The organism is Clostridium tertium (assembly GCF_017873245.1).
Taxonomy (GTDB): Bacteria; Bacillota; Clostridia; order Clostridiales; family Clostridiaceae; genus Clostridium; species Clostridium tertium.
The window spans coordinates 200,142-221,870 of the sequence record NZ_JAGGJY010000004.1 but is presented as its reverse complement, the minus strand read 5'-3'; the positions used below and the strand labels follow the sequence as shown (position 1 = coordinate 221,870).

The 21,729-nt window shown below is 28.3% G+C and carries 14 protein-coding genes, 4 tRNA genes, 2 rRNA genes and 1 other annotated feature; of the genes, 19 read left to right on the top strand and 1 reads right to left on the bottom strand.

What is annotated here, in order from left to right:
- From J2Z25_RS07355 to addA, 19 genes are all read left to right on the top strand, one after another.
- Positions 1–89, top strand: a 23S ribosomal RNA gene (locus J2Z25_RS07355); the annotation flags it as partial.
- Positions 90–148: 59 nt separating this feature from the next.
- Positions 149–265 (top strand): 5S ribosomal RNA (gene rrf / locus J2Z25_RS07350).
- 11 nt (positions 266–276) lie between these two features.
- Positions 277–352 (top strand) — tRNA-Ala (locus J2Z25_RS07345).
- A 123-nt stretch (positions 353–475) separates the two neighbouring features.
- Positions 476–979, top strand: a complete 504-nt coding sequence (locus J2Z25_RS07340) for an HDIG domain-containing metalloprotein (protein ID WP_209739417.1) — start codon at positions 476–478, stop codon at positions 977–979.
- 15 nt (positions 980–994) lie between these two features.
- Entirely contained in the window at positions 995–1,501 is a 507-nt protein-coding gene (locus tag J2Z25_RS07335; protein ID WP_008681348.1) for a transcription repressor NadR, read from the top strand.
- 20 nt (positions 1,502–1,521) lie between these two features.
- Positions 1,522–2,934 carry an NAD(P)/FAD-dependent oxidoreductase gene (locus J2Z25_RS07330; protein ID WP_209739415.1) on the top strand — a complete coding sequence of 471 codons (1,413 nt, stop codon included), beginning with the start codon at positions 1,522–1,524 and terminating at the stop codon, positions 2,932–2,934.
- Positions 2,927–3,181: a DUF1667 domain-containing protein gene (locus J2Z25_RS07325; protein WP_008681350.1), complete on the top strand. Its 255-nt coding sequence runs from the start codon at positions 2,927–2,929 to the stop codon at positions 3,179–3,181. The genes J2Z25_RS07330 and J2Z25_RS07325 overlap by 8 nt, the downstream gene beginning before the upstream one ends.
- An 88-nt stretch (positions 3,182–3,269) precedes the next feature.
- Positions 3,270–3,469: a binding site (T-box leader), on the top strand.
- A 65-nt stretch (positions 3,470–3,534) separates the two neighbouring features.
- Positions 3,535–4,812, top strand: a complete 1,278-nt coding sequence (serS, locus tag J2Z25_RS07320) for a serine--tRNA ligase (RefSeq protein WP_008681351.1) — start codon at positions 3,535–3,537, stop codon at positions 4,810–4,812.
- Positions 4,813–5,095: 283 nt separating this feature from the next.
- Positions 5,096–5,186, top strand: a tRNA-Ser gene (locus J2Z25_RS07315).
- Between the two features lie 166 nt (positions 5,187–5,352).
- Positions 5,353–5,443: transfer RNA gene (locus tag J2Z25_RS07310), tRNA-Ser, on the top strand.
- A 23-nt stretch (positions 5,444–5,466) separates the two neighbouring features.
- Positions 5,467–5,557, top strand: a tRNA-Ser gene (locus J2Z25_RS07305).
- A 166-nt stretch (positions 5,558–5,723) separates the two neighbouring features.
- Positions 5,724–6,731 carry a LacI family DNA-binding transcriptional regulator gene (locus J2Z25_RS07300; protein ID WP_209739413.1) on the top strand — a complete coding sequence of 336 codons (1,008 nt, stop codon included), beginning with the start codon at positions 5,724–5,726 and terminating at the stop codon, positions 6,729–6,731.
- Positions 6,732–6,919: 188 nt separating this feature from the next.
- Positions 6,920–7,864, top strand: coding sequence for an ROK family protein (locus tag J2Z25_RS07295; RefSeq protein WP_209739411.1), 945 nt, complete (start codon positions 6,920–6,922; stop codon positions 7,862–7,864).
- A 160-nt stretch (positions 7,865–8,024) separates the two neighbouring features.
- Complete coding sequence (locus tag J2Z25_RS07290) at positions 8,025–9,689, top strand: glycoside hydrolase family 13 protein (protein ID WP_209739409.1); 1,665 nt, start codon at positions 8,025–8,027, stop codon at positions 9,687–9,689.
- A 41-nt stretch (positions 9,690–9,730) separates the two neighbouring features.
- A complete protein-coding gene (locus J2Z25_RS07285; protein ID WP_209739420.1) occupies positions 9,731–11,389 on the top strand; it encodes a PTS transporter subunit IIBC in 1,659 nt (552 codons plus the stop codon).
- A gap of 1 nt (position 11,390) precedes the next feature.
- A complete protein-coding gene (locus J2Z25_RS07280) occupies positions 11,391–12,182 on the top strand; it encodes an endonuclease/exonuclease/phosphatase family protein (protein WP_209739407.1) in 792 nt (263 codons plus the stop codon).
- 132 nt (positions 12,183–12,314) lie between these two features.
- Positions 12,315–12,830 (top strand): GNAT family N-acetyltransferase, encoded by a 516-nt coding sequence (locus tag J2Z25_RS07275; protein WP_008681363.1) that lies wholly within the window; start codon positions 12,315–12,317, stop codon positions 12,828–12,830.
- A gap of 46 nt (positions 12,831–12,876) precedes the next feature.
- Positions 12,877–16,308, top strand: coding sequence for a helicase-exonuclease AddAB subunit AddB (addB, locus tag J2Z25_RS07270; RefSeq protein ID WP_209739400.1), 3,432 nt, complete (start codon positions 12,877–12,879; stop codon positions 16,306–16,308).
- Between the two features lie 2 nt (positions 16,309–16,310).
- Entirely contained in the window at positions 16,311–20,066 is a 3,756-nt protein-coding gene (addA, locus tag J2Z25_RS07265; protein WP_209739398.1) for a helicase-exonuclease AddAB subunit AddA, read from the top strand.
- Positions 20,067–20,283: 217 nt separating this feature from the next.
- On the opposite strand, the gene J2Z25_RS07260 is transcribed toward addA, so the two are convergent.
- On the bottom strand, positions 20,284–21,630 hold the full coding sequence (locus J2Z25_RS07260; protein WP_209739396.1) for a CCA tRNA nucleotidyltransferase: 1,347 nt from the start codon (positions 21,628–21,630) through the stop codon (positions 20,284–20,286).
- Positions 21,631–21,729 lie beyond the last annotated feature (99 nt).

Genomic DNA, 21,729 nt, shown 5'->3' with positions numbered 1-21,729 from the left:
CCTTGAAGAACACAAGGTTGATAGGTCAGAGGTGTAAGTGTGGTAACATATTTAGCTGACTGATACTAATAGGTCGAGGGCTTGACCAATAAAAATAGGCTTGAAATTAATTCATGTGCAATTTTCAGAGAACACTCTGAAAAGCAAATCTGGTAATGATGGCGTAGAGGAAACACTCCTTTCCATTCCGAACAGGAAAGTTAAGCTCTACAGCGTCGATGGTACTGCATGGGCGACTGTGTGGGAGAGTAGAACGTTGCCAGGTTATTTTTTTATGGGGGTATAGCTCAGTTGGGAGAGCACTTGCCTTGCACGCAAGGGGTCAAGGGTTCGAATCCCTTTACCTCCACCAAGCTACGAAGTAATTCGTAGCTTTTTTTGTTTATAATAAAAATATATATAATTGATAATAAAAATATATAATGTTATTATTTCTATATAAAGTAAAGTTTATAAAAATGGCAAGGTGATTAAAATGGCTTTGTATAGAGTAAAACAATTCGTATGGGGATTTACTTCATTATTTAAGGAAATAGATTATGATTATATCTGTAAGTTCTTAAACGAGGATGAGATAAAAATATTCAATAAATTAAAGCATAATGATAAACATCATTGTATAAGAGTTTGTAAGGATTCAATAAAAATGAAAAACGATTTAAATATAGATGTAGATACATATAAATTAGGGAAAGCGGCACTTTTACATGATGTTGGTAAAAGTAAAAAACATTTAAGCTTAATTGAGAAATCTTTAGTTGTATTATTAGATAAAGCAACTAAGGGAAGAATAAAAAAGTATAATAGCATAAAACAAATAGATATATATTATAATCATCCTAAAATAGGATTGGAAATGCTTAATAAATTTGATTATGATAAAGAATTTCTACAGGTTGTTAGGTATCATCATAATAAAGATAAAATCAAGGAAAATAAAATACTTAATATAATAAGTAAATGTGATGATAAAAATTAATAAAGAGGTGAATTTATGGGATCTATAGAAAGAAGAGAAGAAATTATGAAAATGCTAGTTGAAAGTAGTAGAGCAATTAAGGGAACGGAGCTTGCTTCTTTATTTAATGTTACCAGACAGATAATAGTTAAGGATATTGCTATATTAAGAGCTGCAGGTAAGAATATTATAGCTACTCCTGATGGATATATTTATAATAAAGATATCAACAAAGCAAAATCTATTATTGCTGTTAATCATGATAGTAGTAAGACTATTGAGGAACTAGAGATAGTAGTCAAATATGGTGGAATAATAGAAGATGTTATAATTGATCATCCTCTTTATGGTGAGATAAGAGGTAATTTAATGATAAAAAATTTAAATGATTTAAATAAGTTTGAAAATGAGTTCAAGGGAAAAAATGCAAAGCCTCTTTCAAACCTAACGAATGGAGTTCACCTTCATACAATAGCAGCAGATAGTGATGAAGAAATTAATGCTATAAAGAAAGAATTATTAGAAAAAGGATTTTTATTGTAGATTATGGGAGGATATGAGTTATGGATTATGATATTCTTATACTAGGCGGAGGAGTAATAGGGTGTTCAGTCGCTTATGAACTATCAAAATATAATTTTAATATAGCTCTAATAGAAAGAGATTATGATATAGCGGATGATATATCATTTGTAAACACATCAATAGTATATGATGGATCTGAAACATCAGATGATGTAATGGCAGGACTTGAGTATATAGGAAACTCAATTATGCTTGATACTTGTGAGAAGTTTAAAGTTCCATTTAAGAAAATTGGAGCTTTAAGGGTTGTGAGTGATGAAAATGGAGTTAAAAAGCTAGAAGAAATGTATGAAAGGGCAAAAAGAAGGGGAATAGACGGTGTATATTTAATAGATGATAAAGATGTATATGATATTGAACCCAATATAAACCCTAATATAAAAAAAGGTTTATATTCAGAAAACATAGGAATAGTTGCACCTTATGACTTAGCAATTGCTTATGCTGAAGTAGCAGCAGATAATGGTGTTAATTTTAGATTAGAAGAAGAAGTTTTAAATATACAGAACTTAGCTAAGGGGTTTAGAGTAACAACTAATAAAAATAAGTTTACCTGCAAGGTTGTAATAAACACAATTCCTCATGAGATATATATAAGGGAAAATGGAAAGGTAGAAGATAAGGAATTAGAAAGTGAAGAAGAACATTTTAAAAATATGAGTTATTTATTAGTTGATGATAATTATAAAAATAAATTAAATAAAATAGTAATAGAAACTTTCGATAAGAATACATTCGTACTAAGTACACCAACAACTACAACAGGTTCATTAATAGGTATAAAGAGTACAGAAAAAACTAGCTTAGAAGACAACTTAATATATGCTAATAGTTTATTGAATAATTTAGAAAAAAATAATATAAATAATTTGTTTAGAGAAAGTTATAATAAGGATTCTATGCTAATAGATGATAGCGAAATAGATAAGGGATATATAAGAGTGACAGGTACTCATTATGGAAAGATTACAATAGCACCAGCAATTGCTAAAATGCTTTGTGATACAATTGCTAATAACTTAAATTGCACATTAAAAAAGAACTTCATAGATAAAAGAAGAGAAGTTTATAAGTTTAGGGAACTTGGAAGAAAAGAAGCTAATGAAATAATTGCATTGGACAATAGATACGGTAAGATTATATGTGTATGTAATAATATATCAGAAGGTGAAATAGTAGATTGTATAAGAAGGCCGTTAGGTGCAAGAACCGTAGAAGGTGTTAAAAGAAGAACTGGATCAGGATTTGGAAGTTGTCATGGATCTTATTGCTATGAAAAGATTGTAAATATACTTGCAAGGGAATTAGATAAAAAAATTACTGATATAGTTGATGATTCTAAAGATTCTAAAGTAATTTCAAGTAGAATAAAGGAGTTTGGAGATGTCTAGCTTAGAGAATAAAAGTGATAATAAGGATATATTTACATCAATAGTTAGAGTAAAGGGAAATGATAAGTATAGAGTTATTCCAGTTAAATCTAATAAAGAAGTAGATAAGAAAATGTGGATGGAATTATCTAAGGTATTAGCTAGGATATATGTTAGTGTTCCAATTAAATCAGGGGATTTAATATGTAAAAATATACTTAATACTGGAATTGATATTGTTTGTACAAGAGACATATATGATGAATAATTAAAATATAAAAGTATAATAATATATATAAATAACTTAGTAAAATATTGACATATATATTTTTTTATAATATATTAAAAATAATGAAATAAAACTGTTGAAGGGGCTAGTAATAACAATATTTATTTTAAGAGAGTCGATGGTTGGTGTAAATCGATAGTAAAATGTTATGAATCCACCTTGGAGGGACTGTGATGAGCAGTACGGCTTAAACCGTTAAATTTATTTAAGAGAATAGCATATTTTGCTATTAATTAGGGTGGCAACGCGGAATCTTTCGTCCCTTGTTTAGGGAAAAGGTTCTTTTTTTATGAAAAAAATTAATAAATATAAATTATTAGGAGGTATACATAATGTTAGATTTAAAATTTGTAAGAGAAAATCCAGAGATAGTTAAGAAAAATATAAAAAATAAGTTTCAAGATAGCAAACTTCCACTAGTAGATGAGGTAATAGAATTAGATAAAAAGCTTAGAGAAGCTAAACAACAAGCTGAGGCTTTAAGAGCTGATAGAAATAAGTTTTCAAAGCAGATTGGAGCTTTAATGGCTCAAGGAAAAAGAGAAGAAGCAGAAGAAATGAAAAGGAAGGTAACTGAAAATTCAGAGCGTTTATCTGAGTTAGAAGTTAAGGAAACTGAATTATCTGAAAGAGTTAACAATATAATGATGACTTTACCAAATATAATTGATCCAAGTGTTCCAATTGGAAAAGATGATAGCGAAAATGTAGAAGTTGAACGTTTTGGAGAGCCAAAGGTTCCAGATTTTGAAGTTCCATATCATACAGAAATAATGGAAAAGTTAAGTGGATTAGACTTAGATAGTGCTAGAAAAGTAGCAGGAAGTGGATTTTATTATTTAATGGGTAATGTTGCAAGGCTTCACTCAGCAATAATTTCATATGCTAGAGACTTTATGATAGATCGTGGATTTACTTATTGTATTCCTCCATACATGATTCGTAGTGAGGTTGTAACAGGTGTTATGAGTTTTGCTGAAATGGATGCTATGATGTACAAAATTGAAGGTGAAGATTTATATCTAATTGGAACAAGTGAACATTCTATGATAGGTAAGTACATAGATACTATATTACCTGAAGATTCATTACCACATACTTTAACAAGTTATTCTCCTTGTTTTAGAAAAGAAAAGGGAGCTCATGGAATAGAAGAAAGAGGAGTATATAGAATTCATCAATTTGAAAAGCAAGAGATGATAGTTGTATGTAAACCAGAAGAAAGTATGGATTGGTATGAAAAATTATGGGTAAATACTGTAGAGTTATTCCGTTCTTTAGATATACCAGTTAGAACTTTAGAATGCTGTTCAGGAGATTTAGCAGATTTAAAAGTTAAATCAGTAGATGTTGAAGCTTGGTCACCAAGACAAAAGAAATATTTTGAAGTAGGAAGTTGTTCAAACTTAGGAGATGCACAAGCTCGTCGTTTAAAGATTCGTGTAAATTCTAAAGATGGAAAATACTTTGCTCATACATTAAATAATACGGTTGTTGCACCACCAAGAATGTTAATAGCATTTTTAGAAAACAACTTAAATGAGGATGGGTCAGTAAATATTCCAACTGCACTTCAACCATACATGGGAAATATGAAGGTAATTAAGTAATTTTAAAGACTAAATCTGCAGTGCTAGATTTAGTCTTAATTTATTATTATAAAGAATAAATTAAGTTATCATAGAATATATTATTTTTTAATATATTTAAGTTTTATAAAATTATAGTATAAATAAGTTGCTATTAGTCTAATAAATAGTTATTTTAGTATATAATGAAGGGATAAAAGTTTATTTTTTATAAAATTTATTATTTAGTTTAAAAATATATAAATTTATAATTGACAAAAAAGAAAGTGATTGCTATAATGATATTTGTCGTCAGACGAAGTATGGAGAGATGGTCGAGCTGGCTTAAGGCACCGGTCTTGAAAACCGGCGTACCTTTGCGGGTACCGTGGGTTCAAATCCCACTCTCTCCGCCAAAAATGCATCTAAGTTTTCTTAGATGCATTTTAAAATTTAATATATGTACCATTCAATTATAATGTTGTTCTAATAACTATTTATTAAATAATAAAAAAATTTAAAATAATAATTGACAATATGTAGAGTGGTTGCTATAATAATACTTGTCGCAAGACAGAATATGGAGAGATGGTCGAGCTGGCTTAAGGCACCGGTCTTGAAAACCGGCGTACCTTTACGGGTACCGTGGGTTCAAATCCCACTCTCTCCGCCATAAAACTTCAATAGAAGGCACGTGGAGAAATACTCAAGTGGCTGAAGAGGCGCCCCTGCTAAGGGCGTAGGTCGGGTAACTGGCGCCCGGGTTCAAATCCCGGTTTCTCCGCCAGAAAGCATCTAACATTTGTTAGATGTTTTTTTTATTTCTATAAAAATATAAAACTTTAAAAAAGGGTTGTATAATATTTTTAGTGAAATAATAATTGGAAAGTAGATATATTTTATATATAAAATATACTATAATCGTATTAAGTAATTTTTAGGGGGAAGATAAAATGAAGGTTACAATTAAGGATGTAGCTAGAGAAGCGAATGTTGCAACATCAACGGTTTCTAGGGTATTATCTAATAGCCATAAAATAAGTGATAAAACAAAAGAAAAGGTAAATGAGGCAATAAAGAAGTTAAATTATACTCCTAATATAATTGCAAGAGGACTTGCGAATAATAGAACAAGAATTTTAGCTGTAATACTTCCAAAGGAAGCTGAGGATATATTTTCAAATCCATTTTTTGTTCAGGCTATGAAGGGAATAAGTATATACGCTCAAAAAGAAAATTATTATATAATGTATGCCTTTAAACAAGAAGGAAAAGATGATAAGGAATGGTTTAAAAAATTTATAGATAGTAATTTAGTAGATGGAATATGCTTATTAAATTCTAAGGAAAAAGATGACACAATAAATTACCTAAATGATATAAAATTTCCTTTTGTAGTTATAGGGAGACCAGATGAAGTTAATAATGTATTATGGGTAGATAATAATAACGTAAAGGCTATGTATGATTTAGTTCAAATGTTAATAGACTATGGGCACAAGGAAATAGCTTTTATTGGAGCAAAAGCTAATTTAAATGTATCCAGAGATAGATTAAAAGGTTATAAGCAGGCATTAATTGATAATAGAATAGAGATAAAAAATAGTTTAATATATGAAGCTGAAGAATTTACACAAAGTAATGGAAGCTACGCTATAAATAAAATTTTAGATAGTAATAGACCAACTGCTGTAGTAGTAACAGATGACTTATTAGCTTTTGGAGCTCAAGAAACTTTAAATGAACTTGGAGTAAAGAATATGTCTATTGCAGGATTCAATAATATACCGATGTCAGAATATCAAAATCCTCCATTATCATCTGTAGATATTAATGCAGAAGAGTTAGGGTTTTATGCAACTAAGCTAATTATAGATAAATTAGAGGAAAAAAGTAGTAATAGAAATTCATATATAATAGATACTAAGTTAATAGAAAGAGAGTCAATAAAAAAGATTTAAATTCAAAAGCATATGCAATCGGTTGCATAAAACTTTAAATACTAAAGAAAAATAAAGGTAATTTAAAATAATTAGAAATTTTGAAGGAAAATAAGCAATTAAATTATTGTAAACAATTTCTGAAAATGCTATACTATGTCTATCATAATAATGGAAATAAAATTTAATTTATATCTAGGGGGATGGAAATGGAAAAGAAATATGTAGTTGGTGTTGATTTAGGTGGAACTAAGATATACACTGCTCTAGTTGATTTAGAAGGGGTTATAGTAAAAGAAGTTACGGTAAAAACGGAAGCTCATAAGGGTGAAAATGTAGTTTTAGAAAAGTTATTAAATACAATAGATGATGTATTAGAGGAAATTGATATAAATGAGGTTAAGGCAATAGGGATTGGATCTCCAGGACCATTAGATGTAGATAAGGGGTTAATAGTATATACTCCTAATTTACCATTTAAGAATTTTAATATAGTTCAACCTATAAAAGATAGATATAAATTAGATACTTACTTAGATAATGATGCAAATGTGGCAACATTAAGTGAATTTATGTTTGGCGCAGGTAAAGGAAGCAATAACATGGTTTTCATTACTGTAAGCACAGGAATAGGTGGAGGAGCAATAATAAATGGAAGTCTATTCAGAGGTAGTACATCAAATGCATTAGAAGTTGGACATACTACTGTTATGAAAGGCGGACCTAGATGTGGATGTGGTAATACTGGTTGTGCAGAGGCTGTTGCATCAGGAACTGCAATCATGAAAAGAGCAAAAGAGGCAGTGGAAAGCAAGGTAGAAACTGCATTAAAAGGTTATGAACAAGTAACTGCTAAGGAAGTATTTTTAGAGGCAGAAAAAGGAGATAAGGTTTCACAAGATATATTAAATGATGCATTATCTTACTTAGGAATAACTGTTGCGAATATAGCAAATACATTTGATCCTGATAAAATTGTTATTGGTGGTGGCGTAAGTGAAGCTGGAAGAATTGTATTTGATAAAATAGAAAATGAAATGGAAAAAAGATGTCTAAAGACAATTTATAATAACTGCAAAGTTGAAAAAGCTGTATTAGGTGGTAAGGCTGGAGTTTTAGGTGCAGCAGCACTAGCAATTTTAGAAAGCAAATAGAATATTGTGTACAGATATTTCTGTACACATATTTTACACCAGTTTGGGCAAACGATTGCATAATTTAAATAACAATGGACCAAATTAGACAACTATTGCATAAATTAAATTTATTAGATAAGGATTGCATAAATTATATTTAGTTAAGTTGGAGGAATATATGAAGCAGGTTTGGTGGAAGGAAGCAGTAGCATATCAAATATATCCAAGAAGTTTTATGGATTATAATAATGATGGTATAGGAGATTTAAAGGGGATAATATCAAAACTAGATTACCTAAAGGACTTAGGGATAGATGTTATTTGGATTTGTCCTATGTACAAGTCTCCTAATGATGATAATGGTTATGATATAAGTGATTATCAAGATATAATGACCGATTTCGGGACTATGGAAGATTTTAATGAATTATTAGCAGAAACTCATAAAAGAGAAATGAAGTTGATAATAGATTTAGTAATAAATCATACTAGTGATGAACATAAATGGTTTATAGAATCAAAATCAGCTAAAGATAATCCTAAAAGGGATTGGTATATATGGAGAAAAGGAAGAAATAATGCAGAGCCTAACAATTGGGAAAGTATTTTTAAGGGATCCGCATGGGAATATGATAAAAATACTGATGAATATTTCTTACACTTATTTACCAAAAGGCAGCCAGATTTAAATTGGGAAAATGAAGATTTAAGAAAAGAAATATATAAAATGATAAATTGGTGGCTCGATAAAGGAATAGATGGATTTAGAATAGATGCTATAAGTCATATTAAGAAGGATACAGAATTTATTGATATGCCAAATATAGAAAATAAGCAATATGTAAGCTGCTTTGAAAAGCACATGAATGTTGAAGGGATACATGATTTTTTAGATGAATTAACTGAAAATACATTTTCAAAATATGATGTTATGACAGTAGCTGAAGCAAATGGAGTTAGTGCTGAAGATGCAGAAGAATGGGTAGGAGAAGAAAAAGGCAAATTCAATATGGTATTTCAATTTGAACATCTAGATTTATGGAATAATGAGGATAATCAAAGCTTCAATGTAAAGGAGTGCAAAGAGGTTTTAACTAGATGGCAAGAAGGGTTAAATAATAGAGGTTGGAATGCATTATTTATAGAAAATCATGATATTCCAAGAGTAGTGTCAACATGGGGAGATGATAAAGAATATTGGAAGGAAAGTGCAACAGCTTTAGGATTAATGTACTTTATGCAACAAGGAACTCCGTTTATATATCAAGGTCAAGAAATTGGAATGACAAATGTAAAGTATTCATCTGTAGATAAATACGATGATGTTAAAAGCATAAATGTTTATAATGAAATGTTGGAAAATGGTTTTAGTAAAGAAGATTGCATGAAGCGTTTATGGGCTACATCTAGAGATAATTCTAGAACTCCAATGCAATGGAATAGTTCCATTAATTCAGGGTTTTCTAAACACAAACCTTGGATAGAAATTAATGATAATTTTAAAGATATAAATGTAGAGAAGCAAATCAATAATGAAGATTCAATATTGAATTTTTATAAAAAAATGATAAAGATAAGAAAAAGTAATAATGAACTTATATATGGTGAATATAAGTTAATATTAAAAAATGATGATAGTATTTATGCTTATATAAGAGAGTTAAATGATAAAAAGTTTATTATAATAACTAACTTAACAAATAAAACAGCAGAATACATTTATAAGGATGAAGTACTAAAATATAAAAATTTATTAATATCAAATTATAAAGTTTCAAAACATGATGATTTAAATACTTTAAATTTAAAACCATATGAAGCAAGAATGTACAAAATAAATTAATAATAATAGTAGTAAGGAGAGGTACAATAATGGGAAAAACAATGAAAAAGGGTAAGTTAATATCATTTGAATTTTGGCAAAAATTCGGTAAGGCTTTATTGGTTGTAGTAGCTGTAATGCCAGCAGCTGGACTTATGATATCTATTGGAAAATTGATAGGAATGTCGGTAGATATAGCATTAATAGATACAATTGCAAGGGTTATGGAGGATATAGGTTGGGCAATAATTGGAAACCTTCATGTATTATTTGCGGTTGCTATCGGGGGATCATGGGCTAAGGAAAGAGCAGGCGGTGCTTTTGCCGGATTGTTATCATTCATATTAATTAATCGTATTACAGGAGCTATATTTGGAGTAGGATTAGATATGTTATCTGATGCAACAGCAACAGTAAACTCATTATTTGGTTCAAAGCTTGTTGTAGCTAATTATTTTACTGATATATTAGGTGCTCCAGCATTAAATATGGGGGTGTTTGTGGGAATAATTGCGGGTTTCTTGGGTGCAGCTTTATACAATAAATATTATAATTATAATAAGTTACCTAAAGCATTAGATTTCTTTAATGGAAAAAGGTTTGTTCCTTTTGTAGTTATTTTAGGATCAGTAGTAGCTGCTATATTACTATCAATTGTTTGGCCATTTATACAAGGAGCTTTAAATGGATTTGGAGTTTGGTTAGCAGAATCAAAGGATACAGCACCAGTTTTAGCACCTTTTGTATATGGAGCATTAGAACGTTTGTTATTACCATTTGGATTACATCATATGTTAACAGTTCCAGTAAACTATACAGAACTTGGTGGAGTATATCAAATATTAACAGGTCCATCAGCAGGTACATTAGTAGCAGGTCAAGATCCATTGTGGTTAGCTTGGATAGGTGACTTAATAAATTTAAAAGATGCAGGTAATATTATAGAATATAATACATTATTAACCAGTATAGTTCCAGCAAGATTTAAAGCTGGCCAAGTTATTCTTTCAAGTGCATCATTATTAGGAATTGCATTTGCAATGTATAAGAATGTTGAACCAGACAAGAAGAGCAAATATAAAACAGTATTCTTATCAGCAGGTTTAGCAGTATTTTTAACAGGTGTTACAGAACCAATAGAATTTATGTTTATGTTTATATCACCAATATTATATGTAGTATATGCTTTAATCACAGGTATAGGTTTTGCTTTAGCAGATCTTTTCCAATTAAGAGTTCATGCATTTGGATTTATAGAATTCTTAACAAGAACTCCAATGATGGTTCATGCAGGATTAATAAGAGATATAATTAATTTTATAATTACATGCTTAGTGTTCTTTGGATTAAATTATGGAATATTCAATGTACTAATTAAAAAATTCAATATTCCAACACCAGGACGTAACGGAAACTATATAGACTCAGAAAGTGAAGATGCATTAGCACCTTCTGCTAAGAATGATCCAAGTACAGCAAATGATTTACAAGCTCTTAAGATAATATCATTATTAGGAGAAAAGGATAATATAGAAGATATAGATGCATGTATGACAAGATTAAGAGTTACTGTTAAAGATATAGCCTTAGTAGCTGACGAAAAGGAATGGAAGAAGAATGGAGCTTTAGGACTTATATTAAGAGATAAGGGAGTTCAGGCTATATATGGTCCAAAGGCAGATGTATTAAAATCAAATATACAAGATATATTAGGAGTTTAGAATGAAATTACTAACACTTAATTGCCATTCATGGATGGAAGAAAATCAATTAGAAAAAATAAAGTACTTAGCAGAAATAATAAATGAAAAGCAATATGATGTTATATCATTTCAAGAAGTAAGTCAAAGTATAGAAAAATCTGTAGTTAGTGGGGATATAAAAGAAGATAATTTCATTTATTTACTAAATAAAGAGCTTGAGAAGTTGGGAGAGTTCAATTATAAATATGTATGGGATTTTTCACATATAGGTTACGATATATATGAAGAGGGCTTATCTATACTGACTATACATGAAATTGAAGATATAGAGTTATTTTATATAACAAAAAGTAGTGAAAAGACTTTTTATAAAAGTAGAAAAATAATTAAAGCTACTATAACTATAGATAATAAAAAGATTAATTTCTTCACATGCCACTTGGGTTGGTGGGATGATGAAGAAGAATCCTTTAAGTATCAAGTAGATAATCTTATGACTAAGGTTAATGGGATAAGTTTTGTTATGGGGGATATTAACAATAACGCATTAATTAGAAATGAGGGATATGATTATCTATTAAGTAAAGGATTAATTGATACTTATGATATTGCACTTGAAAAAGATAATGGTATAACTGTTAAAGGCGAAATTGCTGGATGGGAAGGGAAAACTGAAAATAAAAGATTAGATATAATATTTACTAATACAGATGTTAATGTAAAAAAATCTAATGTAATATTTAATGATATAAATAAAAGTATTATTTCAGATCACTATGGAGTAGAAGCAGATATAGATATTATGGATTAGAATAAAAGAGCTCAATATTAAAAAGTGAGCTCTTTTTTTATTGTTCTCTTTTTTGCTTTTATAAATAGTTTTATAATTAAAGTATACAAAAATTAAAAGCATGGTATAAACTTTACTTAGGGAGATAGCAGTATGATATATGGAGAAAATATATATTTAAGAGATCCGGTAAGAGAAGACATAGATATTTTATATGACACTTGTGCAGACAAAGACGTACTTAAGTATAATGGTTTATCTACAGGGATTATGACTAAAGAATATATAAGGAGTCAATTTCATCATTTTACAAAGCCAAATAAAAAGGAAATGGTTATAGTGACAAAAGACAGCGATTTAATAGGATATGTTTATTATAAGGAAAATAGCTATACAAGAGACGTATATTCAATAGGGATAACTATTGGTAAGGAATATTGGGGAAATGGATATGGTAAGGATTCAATAAGAACATTATGTAAATATTTGTTTAACAATAGAAAGGCTCATAAGGTAGAATTAGAAGTTGTGAAGGAAAATATTAGAGCTATAAATTGTTATAAGAAATGTGGTTTTAAAGAAGAAGGAGTAAGAAGAAGCAAATATTATATTTGTGGTAAATATCTAGATACCATAGTTATGGGATTACTTAAAGAAGAATTTATTTAATACAAAGGGGAATAATTTAAGATAAAGTACTTTTAGGAGCGTGTTTATGGGAATAAGATTTATACTTGGAAGGGCAGGCACAGGGAAAAGCAGATTTTGCCTTGAACAAATAAAAAAGAAAATAGAAAATTATGATAATCAACATAAATTAGTTTTAATAGTTCCAGAGCAATATACTTTTGATACGGAAAAAAAATTCCTTGATATTGTAACAGAAAAGGGATTATTAAGAGGTGAAGTATTAAGCTTTAAGAGAATGGCGCATAGAGTATCAGAAGAATGTGGTGGACGAACAGAGCTTAGAATAAGTGATTCAGGAAGAAATATGCTTATTTATAAGCTATTAAAAGATAAAGGTGAAGAATTACAATACTTTAATAGAATGGCTAAGAAACAAGGTTTCTCGTTAATAGTATCAAAAGTAATAACAGAATTTAAAAAATATAATATTTCCGAGGAAATATTAAGTTCAAAGGAAGATGAAATAAATGATGAAGAACTGAAGAAAAAAATAAGTGACTTAAAATTAATTTTTAATAGCTTTAATGATATTCTTCATAAAAGATTTATCGACTCAGATGATGAGTTAACCTTTTTAGCTAAGAGGTTAAAAAATTGCAATATATATGATGATGCAGAAATATGGATAGATGAATTTACTACTTTTACACCTCAACAATTAGAGGTTATAAAAGTGCTTGCAAAGAAAGCGAAAGTTGTAAATATAACTTTATGTAGTGATTCTTTAAGTGCAGGTTCTGATATAGATTATACAGATATATTTGATGCTATAAAAAACACTGAGAACTCTATATTAAGAATTATGAAAGAAGGAAATATATCATACTTAGAACCTATTAATTTAAATAAGGGGCAGTCATATAGATTTCTAAATTGTGAGGATTTACAACACTTAGAACGTCATTTTTTTACATATCCATTTAAAGAGTATAAAGGAAAAGCTAATAATGTAAGAATATATAAGGCAAATAATAGTTATGATGAAGTTGAGGTTGTAGCCAAGGATATATTAAGAATGGTTAGAGATAATGGTTATAGATTTAAGGATATAGCTGTGGTATGTAGAAACATAGATGAGTATGAAAAAATATCTACAGTTATCTTTAATGAATACAACATTCCATTTTTCATAGATAAAAAAAGAGAAATACTTAATAATCCATTAGTTGTAGTTATTATTTCATCTTTAGAAATATTAGTAAGCAATTGGTCTTATGAAAGTGTATTTAAATATTTAAAGAGTGGATTAGTAAATGTTGAAAGAAATTATATTGATATATTAGAAAATTATATATTAGCTAATGGAATCAAGGGATACAAGTGGACTAAAGATCTTTATAATAAAGAGGATATTTCTGAAGAGGAAAATACAATTCTTGAAATTATGGAAGAAATACGCTCTCCTTTAATGAAGTTACATAATAGAATAAAAGGAAAGAATAAAGTAAGGGATTTTGCAACAAATCTATATGAGTTTTTAAATGAACTAAATGTATTTAAAACATTAGAAGTATGGTTAGAAGAATTTAATTCATTAGGGCTTCAAGATAAGATAAAGGAATATATACAAGTTCCTGAGATGGTAATAGAAATTTTAGATCAAGTTGTAGAAGTTTTAGGAGATGAAGTTTTAGATATAAAGGAGTTTACTAAAATACTTATATCAGGATTTGAAGAAAGAGAGATAGGGGTAATTCCTATGTCTTTAGATCAAGTAAATATAGGTGATATATCAAGAGTTAAAGGGAGAGAAGTAAAAGCTTTATATTTAATAGGAGTAAATGATGGGGTGTTACCAGCTGCAAATAAGGAAGAGGGAATTATAAGTGATAGAGAAAGAGACTTGTTAAGAAATATAGGTATAAGATTAGCTTCAGATACTAAAAGCAGAGCTTTCGAAGAGCAATTTATTGTTTATACAGCATTAACTATTCCTTCTCAGTATTTAATGGTAACTTTCCCTATGGCAGATTTTGAAGGAAAGTCTCTAAGACCATCTATAATTATTCCAAGGCTTAAAAAAGTTTTACCAAATGTAGTAGAGGAAAGTGAAATTTATAATATAAGAGATAGAAGAGATAAATTTAATAAGATAACAGCTCCAACGCCTACATTTAATGAACTTATTTCAGCATTAAGAATGGAATTTGAAAAAGAAAAGGTAGACGAATACTGGGCACAAGCATTTAAATGGTTTGAAAATAATGAGGAGTTTAAAAATAAATCAAATAGGATGTTTAAAGGCTTAACATATACTAATTTGGTTGAAAAAATTCCTAGGGAAAAAATAAAGAGATTATATCAATCAGAAAATAAAAAACTTATATTTAATGTATCTAGAATAGAAAAGTATGCTCAATGTCCTTTTTCTTATTATGTACAATATGGATTAAAGGCAAAGGATAGAAAAGTATATGAATTTTCTGCTCCAGATTTAGGATCATTTATGCATAATGTGCTAGATGATTTTACAAATACAGTTAGAAATGAAAAAATAGCATGGTCTGATTTGAATAGAGAAAGATGTAAGGTAATAGTTAATGAACTAGTTGATAAGAGATTAGAAAGTGATTCTAACTCAATATTAAATAGTACAAAGAAATATAAGTACTTTGCAGATAGATTCAAGAGAACTATAACTAAATCTGTTATGGTAATATCAGAACAAATGAGAAAAGGTAAGTTTGAGGTATTTAAGAATGAGTTTGCCTTTGGAGGATTTAGTGATGGAGAGCCAATTAAAATAGATTTACCATCAAATGAAACAGTATATTTAGTTGGAAGAGTAGATAGAATTGATACTTTAGATTTAGATGGTAACACATATATAAAGATAGTTGACTATAAATCAGGAGCTAAAAAATTCAATTTAACAGAAGTTTATTATGGTCTACAAATACAGTTATTGGTTTACTTAGATGCCCTTATTAAAAATTCAAAATATATATTACAAAAGCAAGCAATGCCAGGAGCAATATTATATTTCAGAATTGATGATCCAATAATAAAGTCTAAAAAGCAACTTACTGAAGAAGAAATAAAAGATAATATATTAAAAGAATTAAAAATGAGTGGATTACTTCTTAAGGATATAAATGTTGTTAAGGCTATGGATAATGATATGGATTCATATTCATTAATAATACCAGCTGCAATAAAGAAAGATGGCAATTTTACATCAAGTAGTTCTGTAATAACAGAGGAACAATTTGATACATTAAGAAAATATGTTAATGATAAAATGTCCGAAATATGCGAGGAAATGTTAAGCGGAGAAATAAAAATAGAGCCTTGCAAAAATAATAACACTGCATATTGTAGTTATTGTGATTATTCATCAGTATGTCAGTTTGATACATCAATAGAAAATAATAAGTATAGGGTAGTTTTAAAGAAGAGTAATGATGAAGCGTGGAAATTAATAAAAGATGAGGTAGAGAAGGGGGGTAACAACTAATTATGAGTGATACAAAATGGACAGAAGATCAGCTTAAGGCAATAACAACTAGAGGATGTAACTTACTTGTAGCTGCTGCAGCTGGTTCGGGAAAGACTGCTGTATTAGTAGAAAGAATTATAAGAATAATAACCAATGAAAATAATCCAGTAGATATAGATAGATTATTAGTTGTTACATTCACATCTGCAGCTGCGGCAGAAATGAGAGAAAGAATAGCAGCTGCAATATCAAGGGCTTTAGAAGCAAATCCTAATTCAAAAGTATTGCAAAGGCAATTAACTCTTTTGAGTAGAGCTAATATAACTACTATGCATTCATTTTGTTTAGATGTTATAAAAAATTATTATCATGTTATAGATTTAGATCCTACATTTAGAATTTCTGATGAAACAGAAAATACATTGTTAAAATTAGAAGTTATAAATGATATGTTTGAGGATTACTATGAAAGTGAAAATATAGGGTTTAGAAATTTAATAGAAGCATACAGTGGATCAAGAGATGATCAAAGGTTAAAAGATATAATACTAGATTTATATAGATTCTCAATGAGTGGTCCTTGGCCAGACAAATGGTTAGTTAATAATGCCGAAAGGTTTAATATAGAAACTATAGATGATTTAAATAAAACCATATGGATAGATGTATTAAAGGAAACTATAAAAATTGAAGTAACTGGATATATAAAAATGTTAGAAAAGGCTATAGGTATAATAAGGGATACTGAAGGTTTAGAACCATATGAAGTAACTTTTTTAGATGATTTGGATATGTTTATAAGGGTTGAAGAATCATTAAGCTTAGGAATAGAGGAACTATATTCTTCTATCAATAATATAAGTTTTTCTAGATTAAAGTCTGTTAAAAAGGATAAGGTTTCAGATGCAGAAAGCCTAGAGATAGTTAAGAGTATAAGAGATAGTATTAAAAAGAAAACATCAAAATTAATTGAAGATAGTTTTTCAATGACAGTAAATGATGCTTTAAATGGAATTAAAAATTCATATCCTTATATGAAAATGATAAGTCAGTTGACATTAGAATTTATAAATAGATTTAAGGAAAAGAAAAGAGAAAGAAATATACTAGATTTTAATGACTTAGAGCATTTATGTTTGAAAATACTTATAGAAAATGATGAAGAAGATAATATATGTCCATCTAGCGTTGCAAAAGGTTTTAGAGAATACTTTGATGAAGTTTTAGTTGATGAATATCAAGATTCTAATAATGTTCAAGAAGCAATAATAGATTTAGTTTCTAGAAAAACATTAGAAAATCCGAATGTTTTTATGGTTGGAGATGTTAAGCAAAGTATTTATAGATTTAGGAAAGCAAAACCTGAATTGTTTTTAGATAAATATAACAGATATCCACTAGAAGATGGTGATTTAAATAGAAAAATACAATTATATAAGAACTTTAGAAGTAGAGAAGAAGTAATTAGTGGAGTAAATTATATATTTAAGGAAGTAATGTCTAAGACTGTAGGTGAACTTGAATATAGCGACGATGAAGCTCTTAATCTTGGAGCTAACTACAAAGAAAATAATGATGAAAATACAATGATAGCAGGACCAATAGAACTTCATATTCTTGATAAGTCAGGGGAATACACTACTGAAGTAGAAGAATATGATTGTGAAGGTTTAGTAGAAGAGGAAGAAGATATTGATTCAATAGGACTAGAGGCAAGAATAGTTGCTAGAAGGATAAAAGAATTATTAAATCCAGATCCTAAAACAAGTAAAGTATTTAAAGTATTGGATAAGGAAACTGGAGAATATAGACCTTTAAAATATAAAGATATAGTTATATTATTAAGAGCAACTAGAAATTGGTCTGAAATATTTTTAGAAGAGATTGGCTCAGAAGGGATACCTGTTTATGCAGATACAGGAACAGGATATTTTGAAACTATAGAAATAAGAACAATGATGTCCTTATTAAAGGTTATAGATAATCCAATGCAAGATGTTCCTATGATTTCTGTATTAAGATCACCTTTAGTAAGTTTTAGCGCAGAAGAACTTGGAGATATAAGATTATTAGATAAAGAAAAATATTTTTATGAAATAATAAAAGGTGTTTCTGATGATGTATATGAAGTAAATGAGGAACTTAAAAATAAATGTAAAATATTTATAAATAACTTAGGAAAGTGGAGAAATAAATCAATTTATACTCCAATAGATGAATTTATTTGGTATCTTTACATGGATACGGCTTATTATGGTTATGTTGGGGCTATGCCAAATGGTAAGCTAAGGCAAGCAAATTTAAAGATACTATTCCAAAGAGCAAAGCAGTTTGAGCAAACTAGCTTTAAAGGATTATTTAATTTCATTAACTTTATAAATAAGCTTAGGAATTCATCAGGAGATATGGGAAGTGCAAAAATACTTGGTGAAAATGAAGATGTTGTTAGAATAATGAGTATTCATAAAAGCAAGGGGCTAGAATTTCCAGTAGTATTTACATGCGGTTTTGGTAAGCAATTTAATCTAATGGATTTAAATAAATCCATTTTATATCATGATGACCTTGGACTAGGGCCAGATTATGTTGATTTAGAAAGAAGAAACTCATATAGTACATTAGCTAAAGAAGCAATAAAGAAAAAAATATTATTTGAGACTCTTTCAGAAGAAATGAGAATACTATATGTTGCATTTACAAGAGCAAAAGAAAAATTAATTATTACAGGGGCAACAAGAAACTTAGAAAAATCAATATCAAGATGGGCTTCATCAGCAGCTTTAGATGATGAAATTGTTCCAGCATCAGAGGTATTAAAGGGGAAAAGTTATTTAGATTGGATTGGAATGGCTATATGTAAGCACAGAGATGGAGAAGAACTAAGAAAATATATTGGAGCAAAGAATAGTTCAATAATTAATGATTTTTCAACATGGAGAACACAAATGTGGACTAAAAATTTATTAGCTGTGGAAAAAAATGAAGTAGCTGTGGATGAAAATGAAGAAACAGATTTATTTATTAATTCAGATGTGGACCATATAGATAAAGAAATTGAAAGAAGATTAAATTATAAATATAAATATGATTTGGCAGGTAAATTACCTAGTAATGTTTCGGTTTCCGATTTAAAAAGATCTCTTTATAATAACGAAAATGATGATGTTATTACAGTAAATATTTTTAGTGATAAGGAAGTATTAAAGCCAAAGTTCTTACAAGAAAAAAGAGGTTTATCAGCATCAGAAAGAGGTACTATAGCACACTTTATAATGCAAAAATTAGATTTAAATAAAGTTAATACAAAAGAAGAAATAGATACTCAAATATATTCTATGAAGGATAAAAATTTACTTACTGAAGAAGAAATAAAAGCTGTACAAAAAATTAGTTTTATAAGCTTCTTTAATAGTAATTTGGGAAAGAGGCTTTTAAATGCATTTAATACAGGGAAATTAGTTAAACGAGAATTACCTTTTTATACTGAAATAAGTAGCTTAAATATTGATAGTACTCTATCAGAAGAGGTATATGGAAATGAAAATGTTAGATTGCAAGGGATAATAGACTGTATATTTGAAGAGGAAGATAAAATTATTTTATTAGACTATAAAACTGATTATGTTGAACATGGCAAGGAAAGTGAGATTTTAGATAAGTATAAAATACAAATTAAGTACTATAAGGATGCTGTGGAAAAGATAACTGGAAAAGAAGTAAAGGAATGCTATCTATATTTATTTGGATTAAATAAAGAAGAAAAAATGAATTTATAGATTAATTCTATAAAGAATATAAAAAGTGGATTTAAATAAATCCACTTTTTATATTATAAAGACATATTTTATATGTTTTTAGGTATTTATATTTAAAAATTAATTTTATTAAAAAATTATGTTTTAGTAAGTAGACACTCTTATGTAAAATAAAATTAACTACTATATTAAAGATAGAGGAAATAGTACTCAATATTATAAAAAGAAAAAAGTGATTTTATAAGTTACTTATAAAATCATTAGATAATTTTAATAATGATTCTCTAGTATTTAAATCAGGATTTTCTAAGACTTTATCCAATAAAAAGTTTAATGTATCTCCTATTAACTTTCCAGGCTTCAAATTAAATGATTTTATTAATGTCTCACCGCTTATATTAAGGTCTTTAATCTTAAGTGGTTCATTATTACTTAGTATTTCTGATACTAGATTATCTATATAATCAACTTTAGCTAAAAATATTTTAGGATTATCTAGAGAATTAATATCAGCTCTTTGTAAATCAAATAAAAGGTATATATATTCTTTACCAATAGTATTTAATAATTTTTTTACTTCAAATTTAGTTGGAAGATAGTTAACATTTAAAACTAAATGATGTTCTATTAATTTACAAACTATATTTATAGTATTATTATCAAATCTTAATTTAGATAATATTTTTCTAGTCATTAATGAACCTTCAATATTGTGATTAGGGAAGTAGTAGAATCCATTTTCATTATGGGTAAGAGTGTTTAATTTCCCCACATCATGCAATAATGCAGATAACCTTAGTAATAAGTTATTATGTGTATTATCAATTACATTAAGAGTATGCTTAAATACATTGTTATTATGATTATTACATTTTGGAGTGAATTTAACTAAGTTATTTATTTCAGGAAGTATTATCCCTAATAGGCTAGTATCCTTTAATAAAATCAATCCTTTAGATGGATTATCAGAAATCAATATCTTACAAAGCTCATCTCGTATTCTTTCAAAACTTATATTACTAATTAGTTTACTATTATTTAATATGGCATTATAAGTTTCTTCCTCTATATCGAAGTTTAGTTGACAACTAAATCTAACTGCACGGAGCATTCTAAGTGCATCTTCTTTAAATCTTTTATCAGCATCTCCAACACAACGAATAATACTATTTTTTATGTCGGATATACCATTAAAGTAATCAACAAGACCAGCTGATTTATTATAAGCTAAGGCATTTATAGTAAAGTCTCTTCTAGATAAGTCGTCTCTTATATCACTAACGAAATTAACTGATGATGGACGTCTATTATCTAAATAGTTTCCTTCAGTTCTATAGGTTGTAACTTCATACGAATTATTGTTGATAAGAACAGTCACTGTACCATGCTTTATACCAGTTGGAATTGTTTTTTCAAAAAGAGATAATGTATCTTCCGGTTTTGCGGAGGTAGTAATATCATAGTCTTTAGGTGAGTTATTTAGAATAGAATCTCTAACACAACCACCAACCATGAATGCTTCAAAATTATTTTTATAAAAAGTATCTATAATAAATTTAACTTCATTTGGAATATATATATTCATTATTATCCTACCTTTAAAATCAATAATATTATTATAAATATAATATCATATAATTAATAAATAAATTCATTATATAAATAATAAAAAGAGTCTGTATCA

What these genes read in the sequence shown, in the direction of transcription:
- J2Z25_RS07340 (WP_209739417.1), top strand. Translation starts at nt 476, where the DNA reads ATGGCTTTGTATAGAGTAAAACAATTCGTATGGGGATTTACTTCATTA.
- J2Z25_RS07335 (WP_008681348.1), top strand. Translation starts at nt 995, where the DNA reads ATGGGATCTATAGAAAGAAGAGAAGAAATTATGAAAATGCTAGTTGAA.
- J2Z25_RS07330 (WP_209739415.1), top strand. Translation starts at nt 1,522, where the DNA reads ATGGATTATGATATTCTTATACTAGGCGGAGGAGTAATAGGGTGTTCA.
- J2Z25_RS07325 (WP_008681350.1), top strand. Translation starts at nt 2,927, where the DNA reads ATGTCTAGCTTAGAGAATAAAAGTGATAATAAGGATATATTTACATCA.
- serS (WP_008681351.1), top strand. Translation starts at nt 3,535, where the DNA reads ATGTTAGATTTAAAATTTGTAAGAGAAAATCCAGAGATAGTTAAGAAA.
- J2Z25_RS07300 (WP_209739413.1), top strand. Translation starts at nt 5,724, where the DNA reads ATGAAGGTTACAATTAAGGATGTAGCTAGAGAAGCGAATGTTGCAACA.
- J2Z25_RS07295 (WP_209739411.1), top strand. Translation starts at nt 6,920, where the DNA reads ATGGAAAAGAAATATGTAGTTGGTGTTGATTTAGGTGGAACTAAGATA.
- J2Z25_RS07290 (WP_209739409.1), top strand. Translation starts at nt 8,025, where the DNA reads ATGAAGCAGGTTTGGTGGAAGGAAGCAGTAGCATATCAAATATATCCA.
- J2Z25_RS07285 (WP_209739420.1), top strand. Translation starts at nt 9,731, where the DNA reads ATGAAAAAGGGTAAGTTAATATCATTTGAATTTTGGCAAAAATTCGGT.
- J2Z25_RS07280 (WP_209739407.1), top strand. Translation starts at nt 11,391, where the DNA reads ATGAAATTACTAACACTTAATTGCCATTCATGGATGGAAGAAAATCAA.
- J2Z25_RS07275 (WP_008681363.1), top strand. Translation starts at nt 12,315, where the DNA reads ATGATATATGGAGAAAATATATATTTAAGAGATCCGGTAAGAGAAGAC.
- addB (WP_209739400.1), top strand. Translation starts at nt 12,877, where the DNA reads ATGGGAATAAGATTTATACTTGGAAGGGCAGGCACAGGGAAAAGCAGA.
- addA (WP_209739398.1), top strand. Translation starts at nt 16,311, where the DNA reads ATGAGTGATACAAAATGGACAGAAGATCAGCTTAAGGCAATAACAACT.
- J2Z25_RS07260 (WP_209739396.1), bottom strand. Translation starts at nt 21,630, where the DNA reads ATGAATATATATATTCCAAATGAAGTTAAATTTATTATAGATACTTTT.